The organism is Pseudoglutamicibacter albus (assembly GCF_022346425.1).
Lineage (GTDB): Bacteria > Actinomycetota > Actinomycetes > Actinomycetales > Micrococcaceae > Pseudoglutamicibacter > Pseudoglutamicibacter albus.
This window is the reverse complement of the sequence record NZ_JAKRCW010000003.1, coordinates 105,888-124,720: the sequence shown is the minus strand read 5'-3', so window position 1 is coordinate 124,720 and position 18,833 is coordinate 105,888. Positions and strand designations below refer to the sequence as shown.

17 protein-coding genes are annotated in these 18,833 nt (G+C 58.9%); 15 read left to right on the top strand and 2 right to left on the bottom strand.

Translation table 11 applies throughout. The annotated features are described in order from the left end of the window. Window positions 1-83: 83 nt before the first annotated feature. The 4 genes from ileS (at window position 84) to ndk (ending at window position 5,770) form a co-directional block, all read left to right on the top strand. Window positions 84-3,398, top strand: a complete 3,315-nt coding sequence (gene ileS / locus MHJ63_RS03120; protein WP_239446156.1) for an isoleucine--tRNA ligase — start codon at window positions 84-86, stop codon at window positions 3,396-3,398. 31 nt (window positions 3,399-3,429) lie between these two features. Further along, the gene (locus MHJ63_RS03115) at window positions 3,430-4,794 is read left to right on the top strand and encodes a bifunctional folylpolyglutamate synthase/dihydrofolate synthase (RefSeq protein ID WP_275435851.1); all 1,365 of its coding nucleotides are present in this window, start codon (window positions 3,430-3,432) and stop codon (window positions 4,792-4,794) included. After that, window positions 4,795-5,238 (top strand): DUF4233 domain-containing protein, encoded by a 444-nt coding sequence (locus tag MHJ63_RS03110; protein ID WP_035755086.1) that lies wholly within the window; start codon window positions 4,795-4,797, stop codon window positions 5,236-5,238. A 115-nt stretch (window positions 5,239-5,353) separates the two neighbouring features. Beyond that, window positions 5,354-5,770 carry a nucleoside-diphosphate kinase gene (gene ndk / locus MHJ63_RS03105; RefSeq protein WP_035755088.1) on the top strand — a complete coding sequence of 139 codons (417 nt, stop codon included), beginning with the start codon at window positions 5,354-5,356 and terminating at the stop codon, window positions 5,768-5,770. Window positions 5,771-5,914: 144 nt separating this feature from the next. On the opposite strand, the gene MHJ63_RS03100 is transcribed toward ndk, so the two are convergent. Then, window positions 5,915-6,574, bottom strand: coding sequence for a vitamin K epoxide reductase family protein (locus MHJ63_RS03100; RefSeq protein ID WP_239446154.1), 660 nt, complete (start codon window positions 6,572-6,574; stop codon window positions 5,915-5,917). A 560-nt stretch (window positions 6,575-7,134) separates the two neighbouring features. Here MHJ63_RS03100 and MHJ63_RS03095 point away from each other — a divergent pair. From MHJ63_RS03095 to nadD, 8 genes are all read left to right on the top strand, one after another. Beyond that, entirely contained in the window at window positions 7,135-9,741 is a 2,607-nt protein-coding gene (locus MHJ63_RS03095) for an Rne/Rng family ribonuclease (protein ID WP_239446153.1), read from the top strand. Window positions 9,742-10,045: 304 nt separating this feature from the next. After that, window positions 10,046-10,354 (top strand): 50S ribosomal protein L21, encoded by a 309-nt coding sequence (gene rplU / locus MHJ63_RS03090; protein WP_035755090.1) that lies wholly within the window; start codon window positions 10,046-10,048, stop codon window positions 10,352-10,354. 42 nt (window positions 10,355-10,396) lie between these two features. Next, window positions 10,397-10,648 (top strand): 50S ribosomal protein L27, encoded by a 252-nt coding sequence (rpmA, locus tag MHJ63_RS03085; RefSeq protein ID WP_035755092.1) that lies wholly within the window; start codon window positions 10,397-10,399, stop codon window positions 10,646-10,648. A gap of 184 nt (window positions 10,649-10,832) precedes the next feature. Beyond that, window positions 10,833-12,389 carry a GTPase ObgE gene (gene obgE / locus MHJ63_RS03080; RefSeq protein ID WP_239446152.1) on the top strand — a complete coding sequence of 519 codons (1,557 nt, stop codon included), beginning with the start codon at window positions 10,833-10,835 and terminating at the stop codon, window positions 12,387-12,389. Continuing rightward, window positions 12,390-13,568: a glutamate 5-kinase gene (gene proB, locus MHJ63_RS03075; protein ID WP_239446151.1), complete on the top strand. Its 1,179-nt coding sequence runs from the start codon at window positions 12,390-12,392 to the stop codon at window positions 13,566-13,568. It begins immediately after the preceding gene. A 27-nt stretch (window positions 13,569-13,595) separates the two neighbouring features. Beyond that, window positions 13,596-14,867 (top strand): glutamate-5-semialdehyde dehydrogenase, encoded by a 1,272-nt coding sequence (locus MHJ63_RS03070; protein ID WP_035755096.1) that lies wholly within the window; start codon window positions 13,596-13,598, stop codon window positions 14,865-14,867. A 176-nt stretch (window positions 14,868-15,043) separates the two neighbouring features. Further along, window positions 15,044-15,268: a hypothetical protein gene (locus MHJ63_RS03065; RefSeq protein WP_035755098.1), complete on the top strand. Its 225-nt coding sequence runs from the start codon at window positions 15,044-15,046 to the stop codon at window positions 15,266-15,268. Between the two features lie 3 nt (window positions 15,269-15,271). Beyond that, complete coding sequence (nadD, locus tag MHJ63_RS03060; RefSeq protein ID WP_256276357.1) at window positions 15,272-15,913, top strand: nicotinate-nucleotide adenylyltransferase; 642 nt, start codon at window positions 15,272-15,274, stop codon at window positions 15,911-15,913. Between the two features lie 113 nt (window positions 15,914-16,026). On the opposite strand, the gene MHJ63_RS03055 is transcribed toward nadD, so the two are convergent. Further along, complete coding sequence (locus tag MHJ63_RS03055; protein WP_239446149.1) at window positions 16,027-16,665, bottom strand: hypothetical protein; 639 nt, start codon at window positions 16,663-16,665, stop codon at window positions 16,027-16,029. Between MHJ63_RS03055 and MHJ63_RS03050 the strand changes: the two genes are divergently transcribed. From MHJ63_RS03050 to nrdH, 3 genes are all read left to right on the top strand, one after another. Further along, window positions 16,629-17,558: a hypothetical protein gene (locus MHJ63_RS03050; protein ID WP_239446148.1), complete on the top strand. Its 930-nt coding sequence runs from the start codon at window positions 16,629-16,631 to the stop codon at window positions 17,556-17,558. The two genes, MHJ63_RS03055 and MHJ63_RS03050, sit on opposite strands and share 37 nt — an antisense overlap. Before the next feature lie 37 nt (window positions 17,559-17,595). Further along, a complete protein-coding gene (gene rsfS / locus MHJ63_RS03045; protein WP_035755105.1) occupies window positions 17,596-17,973 on the top strand; it encodes a ribosome silencing factor in 378 nt (125 codons plus the stop codon). A gap of 579 nt (window positions 17,974-18,552) precedes the next feature. Beyond that, the gene (nrdH, locus tag MHJ63_RS03040; protein WP_035755327.1) at window positions 18,553-18,798 is read left to right on the top strand and encodes a glutaredoxin-like protein NrdH; all 246 of its coding nucleotides are present in this window, start codon (window positions 18,553-18,555) and stop codon (window positions 18,796-18,798) included. The last annotated feature ends 35 nt before the right edge of the window (window positions 18,799-18,833 follow it).

Here is an 18,833-nt window from a genome sequence, read left to right as displayed (position 1 = left end):
CCGATGCGTTGCATCGTGTGGCTCGTCCCCTTTCCCACGACGATGACCTGGCCGTACTAGGTCTAAGAGCTGGAAAGGCACCCATGCATAGTCCTCGTGAATCTCACTATCCTCGCGTCACAACCGACCCGTCGGGTGAGACCCCGTCGTCTCCGCATTTCCCGTCAATCGAAGAGCGGATCCTCGAGTTCTGGGACAAGGACGGAACGTTCCAGGCCTCGATCGATCAGCGTGAGGGCGGCGAGAACGAATTCGTCTTCTACGACGGCCCTCCCTTCGCAAACGGCCTGCCTCACTACGGCCACCTGTTGACCGGCTACGTCAAGGACCTCGTGGCCCGGTATCAGACGCAGCGTGGCCGCCGCGTGGAACGTCGCTTCGGTTGGGACACCCATGGTCTGCCGGCTGAGCTTGAGGCGATGAAGCAGCTCGGCATGACGGATAAGAACGAGATCCTCGAGATGGGGATCGACAAGTTCAACGCGGCCTGCCGTGAGTCGGTGCTCAAATACACCGAAGAGTGGCAGACGTATGTGACCCGCCAAGCGCGTTGGGTGGATTTCGAAAACGACTATAAGACGCTGAACCCGTCCTTCATGGAGTCGGTCTTGTGGGCGTTCAAGACGCTCCACGAGAAGGGCCTCACGTATGAGGGTTTCCGCGTCCTTCCGTACTGCTGGCGTGACGAGACCCCGCTGTCCAACCACGAGTTGCGCATGGATGAAGACGTGTACAAGGATCGACAGGATCCAACGGTCACGGTCACGTTCCCCATCACCGCTGAAGGCGATAACCCGCTGGCAGATGAACTGACCGGTGTCGCCGTGCTCGCCTGGACCACGACCCCGTGGACTCTGCCGACCAACCTCTCGCTGGTAGTGGGCCCACAGATCGAGTACGCAGTGCTTCCCGCCGGGCCGGAGCAGCCTAAGACCAACACGGTCGCCGCGGGCGCTCGCTACCTGCTGGCGAAGGATCTGATCGCGGCTCACGCTAAAGACCTCGGCTACGCGGATGCTGATGCAGCGCACGATGCGGTGGTCGCCACATACTCCGGCGAGCAGCTGGCGGGATTGCATTATGAGCCGCTGTGGCAGGTTCTGGCTGATAACGAGAAGTTCGATACATCCAATGCCTACCGGATCCTGGTAGATGACTATGTCACGACTACGGACGGTACCGGCGTTGTTCACCAAGCCCCCGCATATGGTGAGGATGACCAGCGGGTGTGTGAAGCCAACGGGATTCCTGTGATCTTGTCGGTGGATGAGGGCGGCCGTTTCTTGCCGTTCTTCAAAGGCACCGAGCTCGAGGAGATCGCAGGCGTCCAGGTTTTCGATGCGAACCCGGCGATCATCGCGAGCCTCAAGGCCAACGCTCGCCTCATGCGGCAAGCGACCTACAACCACTCCTATCCACACTGCTGGCGTTGCCGCACACCGCTGATCTACCGCGCGATCACGTCGTGGTATGTCAAGGTCACCGAGTTCAAGCAGGACATGCTGGATCTGAACCAGCAGATCAACTGGATCCCTTCCAACGTCAAGGATGGCCAGTTCGGTAAGTGGCTTGAAAATGCGCGTGACTGGTCGATTTCCCGCAACCGTTTCTGGGGTTCCCCGATCCCGGTGTGGAAGTGTGACTGCGGCGAGTGCGAACACATCGAGGTTTTCGGTTCGCTTGCTGAACTTGAGGAACGCTTCGGTCGTCTGCCACGCAACCATGAGGGCGAGGTAGACCTGCACCGCCCATTCATTGACGAACTCACCGTCGAGTGTGGCGCTGAATGCTGTGGCGATGGCTGCCAGGGCGTGATGCGTCGCGTCGAGGACGTTTTGGATGTGTGGTTCGATTCCGGTTCGATGCCCTACGCTCAGGTGCATTACCCGTTCAGCAACGAAGAGTGGTTCGATACCCACAACCCGGCGGACTTCATTGTTGAATACATCGGCCAGACCCGTGGCTGGTTCTACACGATGCATATCCTTGCGACCGCGCTGTTCGGTCGCCCGGCGTTCACGAACGTGATCTCTCACGGTATCGTGTTGGGCTCGGATGGTCAGAAGATGTCGAAGTCGCTGCAGAACTATCCGGACGTCAACGAGGTTCTGGACCGCGATGGTTCTGACGCGATGCGCTGGTTCTTAATGTCTTCGCCTATCTTGCGTGGCGGTAACTTGATCGTCACCGAGGAAGGCATCCGTGAGGGCGTCCGCCAGGTTCTTCTGCCGTTGTGGAGCACGTGGTATTTCTTCACCCTGTACGCAAACTCCTCGTTCGGTGGCAAGGGCTATGAGGCTCAAGAACGTTACGACGCGAAGGATCCGTTGGATCGGTTCTTGCTCGCTGCTACCGGCGAATTGGTTCGCGATGTTCGCGCTTCGATGGATCGCTACGAGGTTGCAGGCGCTACCGAGGCTCTGCGTCGCTTCACCGATTTGCTGACCAACTGGTATGTGCGCCGCTCTCGTCACCGTTTCTTCGAGGAAGACACGGAGGCGATGGATGTTCTGTACACCGTTTTGGAGACGGTGTGCCGTGTTGCTGCTCCGCTGTTGCCGCTGGCTACTGAGGAGATGTGGCGTGGCCTGACGGGTGGCCGTTCGGTGCATTTGACGGACTACCCGGATGCGGATAAGTTCCCGCAGGATCCGCAGCTGGTTGAGCTCATGAACCTGACGCGTTCGATCACTTCTCAGGGTTCTAGCTTGCGTAAGGCTCACCAGTTGCGTGTTCGTTTGCCGCTAGCCGCGATGGATGTTGTGGTCGATGGCGCGGCACAGTTGCAGGGTACGTTCGCTGACATCATCGCTGATGAGCTGAACCTCAAGGAGGTTCGCCTAGCTGATGCCGCTGAGGTCGACGAGGCCGCCTACGGCATCACCCGCACGCTGGTGGTGAACGCTCGCGCCGCCGGCCCGCGTTTGGGTAAGCAGGTTCAGCAAGCGATCAAAGCGTCGAAGACAGGTGACTGGTCTGTTGCCGAGGACGGCACGGTGACCGCTGGCGGGCTTGAACTGCATGAGGGTGAGTACACACTCACCACGGTTGTCGATGAGGCCTCGGCTGGCGCTCGTGCGGCAGCGGTTCTGCCTTCGGGTGGCTTTGTGGTTCTGGACACTCACGTGACCCCGGAGCTGGAAGCCGAAGGTGTTGCCCGCGACGTGATCCGTGTGATCCAGGCCGCGCGCCGCGATTCCGGTTTGAGCGTGGGCCAACGCGCCAAGGTCGTTGTCCGTGCTGAGCAGGCGGTAGTCGATGCGGTTGAAGCGCATCGTGAACTGGTTGCGGGGGAGACCCTTGCTGTCGAGCTCGCAACTGAAGCCGCGGATGTTGAATCGCCGAGCGCTACGGTCGAGGCGGCAGATGCCGCTGATGGTGCCGGGCAGGAAGGCTGAACGTTTCGTGTCTGAACACAACGCACCGGATCTGAAAGACCCGGAAGGTGTGGCTCGGGTGTACGCGCAGTTGCTTGCGCGTGCCCCGGAGAACAAGATAGAACCCCGCATGAACGCGATGCGGCGGGCCATGGATGTTCTGGGGGATCCGCAGAAGGCGGCCCCGGTCATCCACATCACCGGAACGAACGGGAAGACCTCGACCGCCCGCATGATTGAGTCGCTCCTGCTTGCTCATGACATACGCACGGGCCGTTTCACAAGCCCGCACTTGGTGAGCGTCACCGAGCGGATCGTGATAGACGGGCATCCGGTCGCTGACACCACACTGGTTCGGATATGGGATGAGATCCAGCCCTACCTTGAGATAGTGGACGCCGAACTGCGTGAGCAAGGGGAGAACCCGATCACGTTCTTCGAGGCGGTCACGATCCTCGCCTTCGCTGTCTTCGCTGATGAACCAGTTGAAGTTGTTGTGCTTGAAGTCGGTTTGGGCGGGGCCTGGGACGCCACCAACATCGCCGATGGTCAGGTTGCCGTGGTCACGCCGATCGACCTTGACCATACGGACCTTCTTGGCGATACCCTCCACGACATCGCTTCTGAGAAGGCAGGCATCATCAAGCAGGACGCGATCCTGGTTTCGTCCGTTCAGGATCCGGAGGCCGCGCAAGTTCTGCTCGATGCCGCCAAAGAGAAGGGCGCACAGTGGCGTTTCGAAGGTGTTGAGTTCGGTACTACCGAACGTCAGCTGGCTGTAGGTGGCCAACTGCTGACCATCCAGGGGCTCGCCGAGCGTTATACCGATATCGCGTTGGCTTTGCACGGTGAGCATCAAGCGCAGAACGCCGCGGTCGCTTTAGCTGCTGTGGAGGCGTTCCTCGGCGGGGGAGATAAACCACTCAATATCGAGGTTGTGCGTGCAGGTTTCGGTGCTGCCGAGAGCCCCGGACGGCTCGAAACAGTGCGCACGTCCCCGACGTTCATTTTGGATGCTGCGCACAATCCCGCCGGTGTCATTGTGACAGCGAAAGCGCTCAAGGAAGCCTTCGGTTTCTCTCGTCTCGTATTGGTTTTGGGCATTCTGCAAGAGAAGGATGCCTTAGGGATGCTGATTCGTTGGCGTGAAGAGCTCGGTGAGCTGGTGCGTGACGTCGCTATCACGCAGTCGGATTCACCGCGCTCGATCCCGGCTGGGGATCTTGCCGCGCTGGCTGTGGACGCCGGCTTCGATGAAGAGGATATTTTCATCACGGAGTCGGTCCCGGACGCGCTGGATTGGGCTGCCGCGAAGGCAGATGAGGCCGAGGACATGGGCGGCGGAGTTCTAGTGACCGGCTCGATCACACTGATTGGTCAGGCGCGTGCCTTACTGAACCCGACGAAGGAGGTATAGGTGGCCCAGAAACGCTATACGAAGAAGCAGCTTGCTTGGCGGCCGGGTCAGCGCAAGCAGCAGCGGTCGATCGCTGTCATGTTTGGTTCCTCAACCTTGACGCTTGAAGCCCTCGTAGTGGTTTTCGCAGGCCTCGCACTTTTCGGTAAGCACGGCCTGATGGAAGGCGGCGGACTGCCGTATCTGCTCACGTGTGTAGTGATCGGTGTGGTGATGATCCTCACATGCGCTTTCTTGCGTTACCCGTGGGGCATCGCACTGGGGTGGAGCTTGCAAGTCGTGATGATCGCGCTCGGGATCTTGGAGCCGATGATGTACTTTGTTGGAGGGCTTTTCGGATGTATCTGGGCCTACGGGATTATCAAAGGCAAACAGATGGACCGGGAGAACGTCCAGCGGGCCCGGGAGCAAGCCGAATGGGAAGCTCAGCACGGAGAGGCCTAGCTACCAAGAGGGCGCTCGGTCTCGAAGGTGACGCTTAGGTCTGCCAGGTAGCCTCATATACGCTGAAGAGCAGAAGTTCCTCAAACATCTCCGAAAGTTCTAAGGACTCATTTTCATGGAATCCACTCTTGTATTGGTTAAGCCAGACGGCGTTGAACGTGGCTTGACGGGCCAGATTATGGCTCGCATCGAAGCTAAGGGCTACGTCATCACTAAGGCCAAGCTCGAGACCCCGTCCCGTGAGCTGCTCGCGAAGCACTACGAAGAGCACGAGGGTAAGCCGTTTTATGAGCCGTTGCTCGAGTTCATGTCTTCGGGCCCGGTTTTCGCGATGCAGGTTGAAGGCAACCGTGTCATCGAAGGCTTCCGTTCGCTTGCTGGCGCGACCGACCCTACCGAGGCAGCTCCAGGCACGATCCGCGGCGACCTCGGCCGCGACTGGGGCGAACGAGTCCAGAAGAACCTCGTACACGGTTCCGATTCGACCGCCTCTGCAGAACGCGAGCTGGGTCTGTGGTTCGCTGACGCCTAAGCCGCCACCGGTTTCCAGGAACGCCTTGACATAGCGATGGCGTGGTCACCTACTAAAGGTGACCACGCCATCGTCATGTATGGAGGCCTACACGGTTATGAATTCAGGTCTGTGCGGTTAGGCACTGAGGTGTCTGTGCGCGGGCTAGCCGAAAAGCTGCTTCGAGAAGACCACCATGATGGACCCAGCACAGGCAACCAGGACAATGAACGAGGTCAGCCAGGCGCCGTGTTGGGCCCACCCGCGCAACACCTTCGGTGCAGGAAGATCATTGGTGAGGATATTCCTCGCCACATGGACCGGCAACAGAAGACCCATGAAGAACCAGCACACCATGCAGTAGAGGCACAGCGAACCGATCTCGTAGACCGCCTGGGTGTAGAGCCACACCAAAAAACCGGTAGCGGCGGCAGTCCCCAGCAAGTGGGCGTTCATGAACCAGCGCGGCAAACGCGTACCTGTGGCCAGCACAACCCCGACCACGATCAAGACAGTGAAGCCGACCAGGCCAATAAAAGGATTCGGCGGCCCGAGAACGGATGCCTGCGCGGACTTCATGACCGTGCTACACGAGAACGCGCCACCCACATCGCAGGCAGCAATGTGATTCGGGTTGATGTAGAGCTGGATCCGCTCAAGCGTGAGCTCCACAGCACCATAAAGCGAACCAACACCGCACACGAGCACAACCCACCCGAACCCGCGGGTGCTTGCCCACCATGGAAGCTCGTGGACACGCCCGGAACGATCAGCCGCCAGATTCTCACCGGAACCCTGATGATTTGTTGAAGCTAACGAGTTCATTGAAGCGAATTCCTTATCAGCATCTAGTGGTAGCGAGAACAATCTATGGTGATGTGAGACAATCAGTGTCAGAGCCTTCCGGATCCACAGGCCGGGGCGCTCTACTCACCGATTGTGTGTTTCCTTTTCGATAATACGTGTTTTGGTGGGTTTCCCTGGGCGGAGGGACACCGCAGTCAGATCCTTCGATCTTAAGCGGGCGTTCTGAACGCGGCTATGTGCTTGCTGCTGCACGCGCGCCGTAGCCTCGTTGCCAGGAAACCCGCATGAATATCGCATGAGCATCTCATGAGTTACCGGGGCGCGAGATCGCCCTCACCGCCGCACCATGACGCGGCTGGAATCATCCTCAAGGATGATCGAAGCGGATGAGACCGTGCGCTATTGAAGCCCGAATGGGCGCGAGGGAACACCGAAACGGTGGGTGCTTCGGTGTGAGAGGCCGAGCCGGACAATGACTTCCGGATCAAGCCGTTGCGTACACGCACTCTACGGCTTAGATCTGATGACGAGTACGAGGCCCCTGGCTGTGGCAGGAGACCCGCTGGGAGTAGCCACCTATGGCGAAGAATAAAGAAGCAGAGACACAAGAATCTGCTGAACATACAGCCTCTGCTGAGAACGCGACATCGGCAGAAAACACCGCGACGGCTGAACAGGCAGCTAACGTCACGTACGATCCGTTCGCTATTCCAGACGTGCCGCTCGGTGACCTGCTGAGCACAGATGACCTTGTGAACGCAGAGAACGAATCCGCGCCCAAAGGTTCCCGTAACCATGACAATCATGAGCCGGAGCAGACAACGACCTCGCGTCGTCGCCGTCGCCGCCGCAGGGGAACTGAGGACATGGAGATCGAAGGCGGAAGCCACGACGACCCGCCAGGCACAGTCACTCGCGTGAGGGCTCCACGTTCCTCCGTGGATAAAGCACCCGACAAGGTCACGGCCGTGCGCGGCTCAACCCGGCTGGAAGCAAAGCGTCAACGTCGCCGCGAATCACGCGATATGGGCCGTCGCCGTCACGGCATCTCAGAAGCCGAGTTCCTCGCACGCCGTGAATCTATGGACCGCAAGATGGTCGTGCGTGAAGACGAGGACCGGATCCAGATCGGTGTGCTCGAAGACGACATCCTGGTTGAGCACTTCGTCTCCCACACAACCCAAGATTCTCTGATTGGCAACGTCTACCTTGGACGTGTGCAAAACGTGTTGCCTTCCATGGAAGCGGCCTTCGTCGATATTGGTCGGGGACGCAACGCTGTGCTTTATGCGGGCGAAGTCAATTGGGATGCCGCCCAGCTGGATGGCCAGGCAAAGCGAATCGAGAACGCACTCAAATCCGGCGACTCCGTCCTGGTTCAGGTCACTAAGGATCCGGTAGGGCACAAGGGTGCACGCCTGACGAGCCAGATTTCCCTGCCTGGCCGCTACCTGGTTTATGTTCCGGGCGGATCGATGACTGGGATTTCCCGCAAACTCCCTGAAGTCGAGCGCACGCGTCTGAAGAAAATCCTGCGTGAGCACACCCCGGACGAGGCCGGCGTCATCGTTCGCACGGCTGCCGAAGGCGCCTCCGAGCAGGAACTCATGAACGACATCAACCGGCTGCGCGTTCAATGGGAAGCGATCGAAAAGGCTGCCAACTCGACGAAGACCCGCGCACCAGAACTGCTGTATGCAGAACCTGATCTGACCATCAAGACCGTTCGCGACGTGTTCAACGAGGACTTCTCTGAGCTCGTGGTTCAAGGCGAACACGTGTGGGACACGATCGAGGCATACGTTACCTACGTTGCTCCTGACCTGCTGGATCGTCTTTCCAAGTGGGAAGGCGAAGAAGACGTCTTCGACGCTAAACGCATCAACGAGACCCTAGCTAAAGCACTGGACCGGAAGGTCAACTTGCCATCGGGTGGCTCCTTGGTGATCGACCGCACCGAAGCCATGACGGTCATCGACGTCAACACCGGCAAGTTCACAGGAACCGGCGGAAACCTTGAAGAGACCGTCACCAAGAACAACCTTGAAGCCGCCGAAGAGGTAGTCCGCCAGCTTCGCTTGCGCGACATCGGCGGCATCATCGTGATCGACTTCATCGACATGGTCCTAGAAGCTAACCGCGACCTCGTGTTGCGTCGCCTTGTCGAATGCCTCGCCCGGGACCGCACCAAACACCAAGTCTCCGAGGTTACGAGCCTCGGCTTGGTTCAGATGACGCGCAAGCGCGTCGGAACCGGCCTGGTTGAAGTGTTCTCGACCTCGTGTGAGGCCTGCTCCGGCCGCGGCATCCTGATTCACGACGAGCCACTCATCGGTGGCGGACGCCAACAGCACGTGCACCGCCCGAATGACCGCCCAACACGTTCGGAACGCCGCAAGGCCCGCCAAGCAGAGCGTGAAGCCCAGCGTCAACAGCACGAAGATAAGGGGCACGAAAATTCAGGCAACGGCAACAGCGAAGAGTCTGCTGAGCAGGAGCGTGAACGCGAGAAACGTGCTGCCGCCACGCGCGAAGCTTTGACCAAAATTGCGGCGGCTTCCCAACACGGTGACGACGCTGGAGGCGAGACGGCGCTCAAGGAATCCGACGGTGCTGAAGCAACCCAGTCGGTGACTGAAACAGACCACGCGGAGCAGAAACACAATCCCGATGCGAACGATCGAGACGGGAAACGTGCCTCAGAGACCTCGAGCGAGGGGCGCAGCCGCCGGCGCCGCCGCGGACGCCGTGGCCGTGGAGGACGCGGACGCCAGCGTAGCGAGCAACACGAGCGCACCGAAAATAGCGAGCACGCCGAGCACAACGTGCGCAGCGAAAACAACGGGTGCAGCAACGAGAAATCGGAAGCTGAAGCTAAGCCGGCGTCGAAATCGGCGAAACGCTCTGAAGCTGCCGAACAGAAAGCGGCAGCGACTACTCAGCTTGCCCAGAAGGCTTCGGGTAGCGATACAGACTCGACGCAAGCGCGCGCTGGCGGCCGGCGTCGTCGACGTGCTGCCGGTTCGGCACAAGGCTCTAGCACCACCTCAGCTGTCGAAGCGCGTGTGAACTCCGGTGCCCGTGTGAGCTCGAGTGATACCGCGAACAACACGCCAAAGCAAAAGGAGACAGAAGTCACGATGCTGGGTGTCGGTGTTTCCGCGGATCAGATTAAGCGCGGCTAATACACGGGACACATCCGTCTTGCTAAGAGCGGCTAGCAAACAAACAAGAGCAATTGCGCCACGCACGCAAGCGCCTATTTGCTTGTAACGCCGTCTAAACGTAAGATGGACTGTCGGTGCGTGTGCCCGGGTCAGGTCTTTATAGTGACCTCGAGTCGAGATCCGTTTGTGATTCAAGGATCGTGTTAGAGGCTCAAGGGTTGTTCTGGTCGGGTAGTGCACGTTTCGAACGTTCATGTGGATGAGCTGTATTGCAGCAGGGATCCACTTTGCATTGTCCAAAGTCGAGAGAAGTGAGTACCAAGTGGTCTACGCGATTGTTCGCGCTGGTGGGCGCCAGGAGAAGGTCGCTGTTGGCGACATCGTGACCCTCGACCGCGTCCGCGATGAGATCGGTGACACGATCGAGCTCCCCGCGGTGCTGCTGGTCGACGGCGACAACGTGACGTCGGATGCCGACAAGCTTGCCAAGGTCAAGGTTCAGGCTAAAGTCCTGGAGAACCTACGTGGCAAGAAGATTGTCATCCAGAAGTACAAGAACAAGACCGGCTACAAGAAGCGTCAGGGTTTCCGCGCTGCATTGTCGCGCGTCGAGATCACCTCGATCGCCTGATACCCGGAAAACCATAACCCTCAAGCTCTAAGGTAGGCAGAAATGGCATCAAAGAAGGGCGTTGGCTCGACTCGTAACGGTCGCGACTCCAACCCGCAGTACCTGGGCATCAAGCGCTTTGGCGGCCAGACCGTCAAGGCAGGCGAGATCCTGGTTCGCCAGCGTGGCACCCGTTACCACGCAGGCGCCAACGTTGGCCGCGGCAAGGACGACACGCTGTTCGCACTTGCCGCAGGCTCGGTTGAGTTCGGTACGCGTCGCGGTCGTAAGACCGTCAGCATTGTCGGCGAGTAATCCTCGTCGCATCAATATCTTTCACCGGAAGCGGGGGAGACCTACGGGTCTTCCCCGCTTTCTTTTCCAAGCGGCAATAGCATTGGTATATCCGGCAACCGCATTGCAGTTACAGCCGTAAAGCTTCCGGCTTGAACCGGTCAGTGCAGACAGCTGCCCACGAGGTGGGCAAAGGGAGGTCATCATGGCTACGTTCGTTGATCGCGTGACTGTCTTTGCGCGCGGTGGAAACGGAGGCCACGGCTGTGTTTCCGTGCATCGTGAAAAGTTCAAGCCTCTTGGCGGCCCGGATGGAGGCAACGGCGGTCACGGAGGCGACGTGATCGTGCGCGTGGATCCGCAAGTGAGCACACTGCTGTCTTTCCACCATGCTCCACACCAATCGGCTGAGAACGGTGAACCCGGGAAAGGGAGCCTGCGCCACGGCAAGCATGGCGAGCACCTGGTTCTTCCGGTGCCAGAGGGCACCGTGATCAAGAACGAATCAGGCGAGATCAAGGCTGACTTGATGCGGCCGGGGCAAGAGTACATCTTGTCTAAAGGCGGTCAGGGCGGCCTCGGCAACGCGGCTTTAGCCTCAACTAAGCGTAAAGCCCCGGGTTTCGCTCTTTTGGGGACGAAAGCCGAAGAAACCCGGCATGTTCTGGAGCTGAAGACCGTAGCAGATATTGCGTTGGTGGGCTACCCATCGGCTGGTAAGTCCTCGCTTATCGGTGCGCTTTCAGCTGCGAAACCGAAGATCGCTGACTATCCGTTCACAACCCTGGTGCCTAACCTCGGGGTGGTTCAAGCAGGGGATGTGCGGTACACGATTGCCGATGTCCCGGGCCTGATCGAAGGGGCAGCTGATGGCCGCGGGCTAGGGCTTGAGTTTTTGCGACACGTTGAACGGTGTGCCGCGCTGGTCCATGTGCTTGATTGCGCGTCCCTGGAAACGGACCGTGACCCTGTTTCTGATCTTGACATCATCTTGGCTGAGCTTGAACGGTATAAAGCTGATGCGGACTTCGAAGGAACCGAGTCCGGTGCGGTTCCATTGATTGACCGTCCCGCGATCATCGCTTTGAACAAGGTCGATGTCCCAGACGGTAAAGACATGGCTGAGATGATGCGGCCAGAGCTGGAAGCGCGCGGGTATAAGGTCTATGAAGTTTCGGCCGTGAGCCGTGAAGGACTCAAGGAACTGTCCTTTGCGATGGCCGAGTTGGTTGAGCAGGCTCGCGCTCAGGTAGTTCATGACGCCGATGTTGTTGACGTTCCACAGGTCGTGCGGCCTCGGGCGGTCAACGTTGAAGAGTTCACCATCAAGCGTGAGGAACGCTCAGGGGAGCCGTTGTATCGCATCCGTGGTGAGAAGCCTGAGCGTTGGGTAGAGCAGACGGACTTCCGAAACGATGAAGCGATCGGTTACCTCGCTGACCGTCTAGAGAAGCTAGGCATTGACAAAGCCTTGTTCGAAGAAGGCGCTGAACCAGGGGACGCGGTCGTCATCGGTGGTGATGGAGGCGTGATCTTCGATTGGGAGCCAACCATGACGACCGGCGCCGAGCTACTTGGTAACCGCGGTGAGGATCCACGCCTGGATACCAACGAGCGGCGCACCACAGCTGAGCGCCGAGCCCAGTATCAGGCGCGCAAGGACCGCCGTGCCGCTACCCGTGAAGCCATGGATGCTGAACGAAAGTCTGGTCTCTGGACCGATCATGAAGATTTTTCCGCGACTGTAGAAAGGGATCACTGAGTGTCTTCAGACAACATCGAACACGCCAAGGTTCAACAGCGCGCCGATATTCCACACGCTCATCGGATCGTTGTGAAGATTGGTTCATCTTCGTTGTCCGATATCAAAGGCGGGCTCAATACCCAGGCTGTTATCGACTTGGTGGATGCGCTGGGTGAGGTTATTCAACGCGGAAACCAGGTGGTTTTAGTTTCTTCAGGTGCTATTGCTGCTGGGTTGGCACCTATGGGACTGAGTTCGCGCCCTAAGGACCTTGCAACTCAGCAGGCCGCCGCTGCGGTGGGCCAGGTGGTTTTGGCTGCACAGTATTCGAAAGAGTTCGGCCGTTATGGTGAGACCGCGGCCCAGGTTCTCTTGACCGCTGATGACCTGATCCGCAGGGGACACTACGCGAACGCTTTTCGCTCCCTCTCCAGGCTACTTTCCTTAGGAATTGTGCCGATCGTGAATGAGAACGACGCTGTGGCGACCCGTGAGATCCGCTTTGGCGATAACGACCGGCTGGCCGCTTTGGTTGCCAACCTGGTTAAAGCTGACGCGTTGGTGTTGCTCTCTGACGTTGATGCGGTTTATACCGCTCACCCTGAGCGCGGCGGTAAAGCTATCGATTCGGTAAGGCACCCCAGCGATCTGGCCGGAGTTGAGCTAGGGTCTGCAGGTAGCGCGGGTGTGGGTACCGGTGGCATGCAGACCAAGGTAGCGGCAGCGACGATCGCCGCACAGTCCGGTATCCCAACGCTCGTGACATCGGCCGCCAACGCCTCGCGTGCACTCAGCGGCGAGGACGTCGGAACGTTCTTCGCGGCCCAACGCGGGCGCCGCTCACTCAAACGGTTGTGGCTCGAACACCTCGCTGAAGGTCGGGGTCGGCTTGTGCTCGACGATGGCGCCGTCACCGCGATCGCGAGCGGAACCAATTCACTCCTGGCGGCAGGCATCATCGACGTTCGCGGTGAGTTCATCGAAGGCGACCCCGTGGACATCACCAACAGCAACGATGTGGTGATTGCCCGCGGCTTCTCATCGTTCGCTTCCGATGAAATTCCGGACATGTTGGGGCTGACAAGCGAACAGTTACGCGAGAATCTAGGGGAACGCTTCGAACGCCCCGTAGTTCACGCCGATGAACTCGCAGTGTTCGGCTCAGTTTTCGCTAAAGCTAAACCCGAGACTGACTGAACCGCTGGAATGGACGGAGGAGAACATATGGCAACAGATGTTGATGCAACCGCCCTAGTGACCGAACGTGCTGATCAAGCGCGTAAGGCCTCACACGTCATGGCGAGCCTGCCGCGAGTTGCTAAAGATGAAGCACTACGAGCGATCGCTACAGCTATCGACGCGGCCCGCGCTGAGATCCTGGACGCCAACGCCGCCGACATGAAGGCCGGACAAGACAACGGCACCTCGAAAGCGCTACTGGACCGCACCAAGCTGGATGACTCCCGCATCGACGGGCTCATGAAAGCCTTGGAAGAGCTAGCGAACCAATCAGACCCCGTGGGCGAGGTCATCGGTGGCCGCTTGCTACCTAACGGAATGCGGCTTCGTCAGGTGCGCGTCCCGTTGGGCGTGGTCGGCGTGATCTATGAAGCTCGCCCGAACGTGACAGTGGACATCGCCGGCATCGCGATCCGTTCCGGTAACGCTGTTCTTCTGCGCGGGGGAAGTGCAGCGGCACACACGAACAAGGTGCTCGTACGCCTCATCCAGGAGGTCCTCGAGAAGCAAGGTCTTCCTGTTGCCGCAGTTCAGTCAGTCGATGACGGCGGACGGCCAGCGGCGACCGCGATGATGGAAGCAGTCGGCAAGATCGACATCCTGATTCCCCGCGGCGGTCGAAACCTGATCCAGTCTGTGGTCAACAACGCCAAAGTCCCGGTCATTCAAACCGGCGAAGGCAACGTGCACATCTTCCTTGACGCGAGCGCGCCAGCCGAGCAAGCAACAGAGATTGTGCTCAATGCCAAGACGCAACGCCCATCGGTATGTAACGCAGTTGAGACCCTGCTGATTCACACGGATGCTCTCGAAACGACTGGCAAGACAGTCCTTTCTGCCCTCTCAGCGGCTGGGGTGACGTTGCATGGTGATGAGCAGGTAGCGCGAGCTGTCGCCGAAGAGGTCATACCGGTGACTGAGGAAGACTTCACCGACGAATACCTCGACCTTGATATCGCGGTGAAAATCGTCGACTCGCTTGATGAAGCCCTCGAGCACATCGAACGCTACAGCACCGGACACACCGACGCGATCATCACTGAATCCGTTTCAAGCCAACAGGCATTCCTGGAGAAGGTGAATTCCGCAGTCGTGGTCGTGAACGCGTCCACACGCTTCACCGATGGCGGAGAGTTCGGGCTGGGCGCGGAAGTGGGCATCTCCACACAGAAGATGCACGCCCGCGGCCCGATGGGAGCCGCCGCTTTGACCTCGTGGAAATGGATCATCGAAGGCGACTACAACATACGTAACTAGAAGGCTAGCGACTCAGGATAGGGTTGCTCGATAACAATAATTTAGGAAGCAATGCCTGAACTCTGCGCGCTACCGGATAGACTGGCTGTGAACACTTCCGTGTTAACAAATTCATCACGCGAGCGGAACCGGCGAGGAACCGCTAAACACCCTTTACGAGCCCAAGGAGCGTCTACGTGCTGACCCTGGCGAATAACCTCATGTTGCTAGCTGAGAACGTTGCAGAAACTTCAGAGCACAGCTTGGTCATGCCGCTGATCATCGGCGGCAGCATCATGCTGACCTTCCTGATCCTCCTGCTGATCACCGCATCGTTCTCCAACAACCACACCATGGGTAAAGAGGACATCGAGCTGATCGATCCGAACCGTCAGGTTGGTTCCCTCGGAGCGGGCCGCTAAGCCGTGCCACAGCCGCAAACACAACGTCAACGAATCGGCGTGATGGGTGGGACATTCGATCCGATCCATCACGGCCACCTCGTTGCCGCGAGTGAAGTTGCGGCGAAATTTGAGCTCGACGAGGTAGTTTTCGTTCCTACGGGAAGACCATGGCAGAAGCTTCAGGACCCGAAGGATCACGTTACCGATTCCGAGCATCGGTACTTGATGACCGTTGTTGCAACCGCTTCGAACCCGCGGTTCACCGTATCCCGAGTGGACATCGACCGCCCCGGGTACACATACACGATTGACACGTTGCGTGATCTGCATGCACAACGCCCAGACGCCGAACTGTTCTTCATCACTGGGGCGGACGCACTCGCGAAAATCATGACGTGGAAAGATATCGACGAGTTGCAATCCCTCGCCTCATTTATTGGTGTGACACGCCCTGGGCACATACTTCAGGACAACGGGCTTGAAAGACTTGAACTCCTCGAAGTTCCTGCGATGGCCATTTCATCGACTGACTGTCGAGAACGCGTAGCTCGCGGCGAACCGGTCTGGTATTTAGTTCCAGACGGAGTCGTACAGTACATCAATAAATATGAACTTTACGTCGATCGATCGATATCACTAAGGGAGGCGAAAGACCATGGCTGAAGACCAGAATCCGACATCGCGTCCCTTGACGCGCCGTGAACTCCGCGAAAGAGAGCGCGCAGCTTCGCAGCGTCGAGCAGAAGCCCAGAGGGATTCGTCCACTGAGACTCTGTTCATGCGCCTATCTGACGTAGAGGAGGCTGAAGCCGGCTCGGCTGGTGCGCAACAGGCACCAACAGCGCGACCGCAGACCCCGCGGCAACAGCCGGCGCCGCGCCAAACACAGACGCCACGCCAGCCACAGACGCCACGCCAGCCACAGACGCCGCGGCAGCAGCAGAACCCACGGCAATCGCAGGGGCAGCGCCAACAGCAAGGGCGCACGCAGGCTTCGCATCAGCCGCAGACCTCGCGCCAGCCACAGGTTCGGCCGCAGTCGCAGCAATATTCACAGTCGCAGCCGTATTCGCGGCCGCAGTCACAAACGCGGAGCTCGGAATCCAGCTGGCAAACGACATCCGCGCAGCCGTATTCGCAGCACCGGCCTCAGCCACAGCAACGTAGCTGGCAGGAACGCAATAACGATCAACCCGGGTCGCGGCACCACGATCTACCCGCGTCGCGGGACAATGATCAACTTGAGTCGAGGCAGGAGAATTCAACGCCGCCGTGGCGGCAGTCCGAGCCGCAATCCCAAGGGCGCTCGCAACAGTATTCGCGGCGTCAGTCGCAGCCGCAGTCCCGTCAGTCTGCAGGGGATTCCGCCCGCGAACCGTTGCGTGATCGCTACGAATCTCGTACGGGCTCGACACCAGCTCAAAGCTACCGCGCAGAGCCGTACCCTGCAGATTCGTACCGTGCTGAACCGCGCCGCACCAAGCAGCGCCTCACTGAACAGCACCGAACTGAACAGCGTCGAACTGAGCAGCGTCGAACTGAGCCGCGCCGAAGTGAACCGCGCAGGGCCGAGCCGTACAGGGCTGATGCGTATCGCGCGGAACCTTACCGGGGCGAGGCGGCCTACAAGGTTGATCCGGAAGCCTCGACAGGGGAGCAGCCCAGGTATCCAAGCCGCCGTGATGCACGCCGTCCACAACGCGACGAGAACAACCAGGGGATTGGTGGCGAGGCACAAGCGCCTGGCGGCCAACCGCAGGATTCGCGGGGGCAACGCACACGCCGTGCACTTTCGACGCCTGTCTCTTCCGGTTTGCGTGGGCAATTCGATGACGAAGTGGCCCTCGAAGAGTATGAGTCCGAGCGTGTTGAGAAGCTACGCGCGGCGTTGGAGGACGCACGCATTGAGGCTTCACCTAGTTTCAACGATGTCCTCGGCATTGCCCCTGAAGAACAGTGGGATGCCCAACGCAAGCTTGAGACTACGGGCGTGATCAGCCCAGTGACGCGCAACGTGCGTTTCGTTGTGCCTCAGCCGTCCCTGGCGGATGAAGAAGAATTCTACGGCGCCGGTAGCGACGCCTTCAGGCAACAACCAGAGCCGATATCTGCTCCCGGGATGGGGCGTGTGGAGGATAACCAACACCACGTGGATGGTGAGCCGGTCTCCGCTATTGCCGCACACGGTCTAGATCCTTTGACCTATCAGGAAGGCGGAGGTCGTCCACGCATCCTCGCTATGGGCGTGGTGGGTGGCTCTGCAGTCATCGCAGTCTCCGCTGCCCTCTTTACATTGTTGTCCAAGTAGTCGGCAGATCGTATAACCCATCGTTTCTTGGAGGACCGTGAACGTTCCGAGCATTGTCACAGATCGCCTCAACGCTGCCGCACGTGCAGCCAGCGTCAAGGGCGGGGAAGAGATCTCCGCGATCTATGTGGGGGAGCGCCTCGGGTTAGCTGATGCGTTTTTGATTGTTAGTGGATCTTCGGAACGGCAGGTGGAAGCTATCGCTGAAGCCGTTGAAGATGAGCTGCGGATCAATCATGAGGACCAGCCGTTGCGGCGTGAAGGTCGCGGCAGCGGGCGCTGGGTTTTGCTGGATTATGGTGACATCGTGATTCATGTTCAGCACGAAGAAGACCGGGATTTCTATGGTTTGGACCGCGTCTGGGCGGACGCGCCAGCGATTGAGCTAGCTGAGCGGCAACCTCAGGAACTCTAGACGCAGCAACTGCAGGCGCAGGAAACCGTGCGGCGGGTCTTTAGGACTTTGGCGGGTCTTTAGTACGAGGACCGCGGTACGGGGACCGCATGCCCCGTCTAGCGGTGGCCGTGCCTGTTGGAGAGGGCTAGAAGGGCGAGACGTCGAATAGTCGATGTCTCGCCCTTTTCGTTCAATCTGTCAGGGGAACAGGCCACACTGAAGGTGTCATTGCAGGGGAGCGCAACACGCCCAAAACACGGTGAGTAAAAATTAATTTTTCCCTCTTTTTCTGTGCACATGGATGGGGACTATGAACCGCACACGCTGTGGACAACTGGGTGTGAGCCGCGGAATCTCGCACTTCCAGCCGTGAACATCTCCACAGAAGCTGTGGACGAGCGCCTGTGAAATCACATCGATGTAAGACAGGATATGGTGGTCTAGGTTCCTGCTGTACACAATATGTAGTGGTGGGGGGTAGTATGGAACCCATAACCGCTGGAAGTGCACAGTAGTTTCTAAGGAAATCGAAAGTTTCGAGGAAGCTCAAAGCTGGGACGCTTCTGAACAGAAGTGGCTCAGGAAGGAAAGAAAATCATGGCAGTAACCGTCTACACCAAGCCAGCATGCGTTCAGTGCAACGCGACCTACCGCGCGCTCGATAAGAAGGGCATCGAATACGACGTTGTCGATATGTCGCAGGACGCTGACGCTCTTGAGCGTGTACGCTCCATGGGCTTCATGCAGGCGCCAGTCGTTGTGACGGAAACCGATTCCTGGGCAGGCTTCCGCCCAGACAAGATCAGCGAACTGGAGAACTCGCTCAAGGCTTCCGTAGCCTAACGGCGGCCTAGCGATTCATATATCCCCTCCGGTTC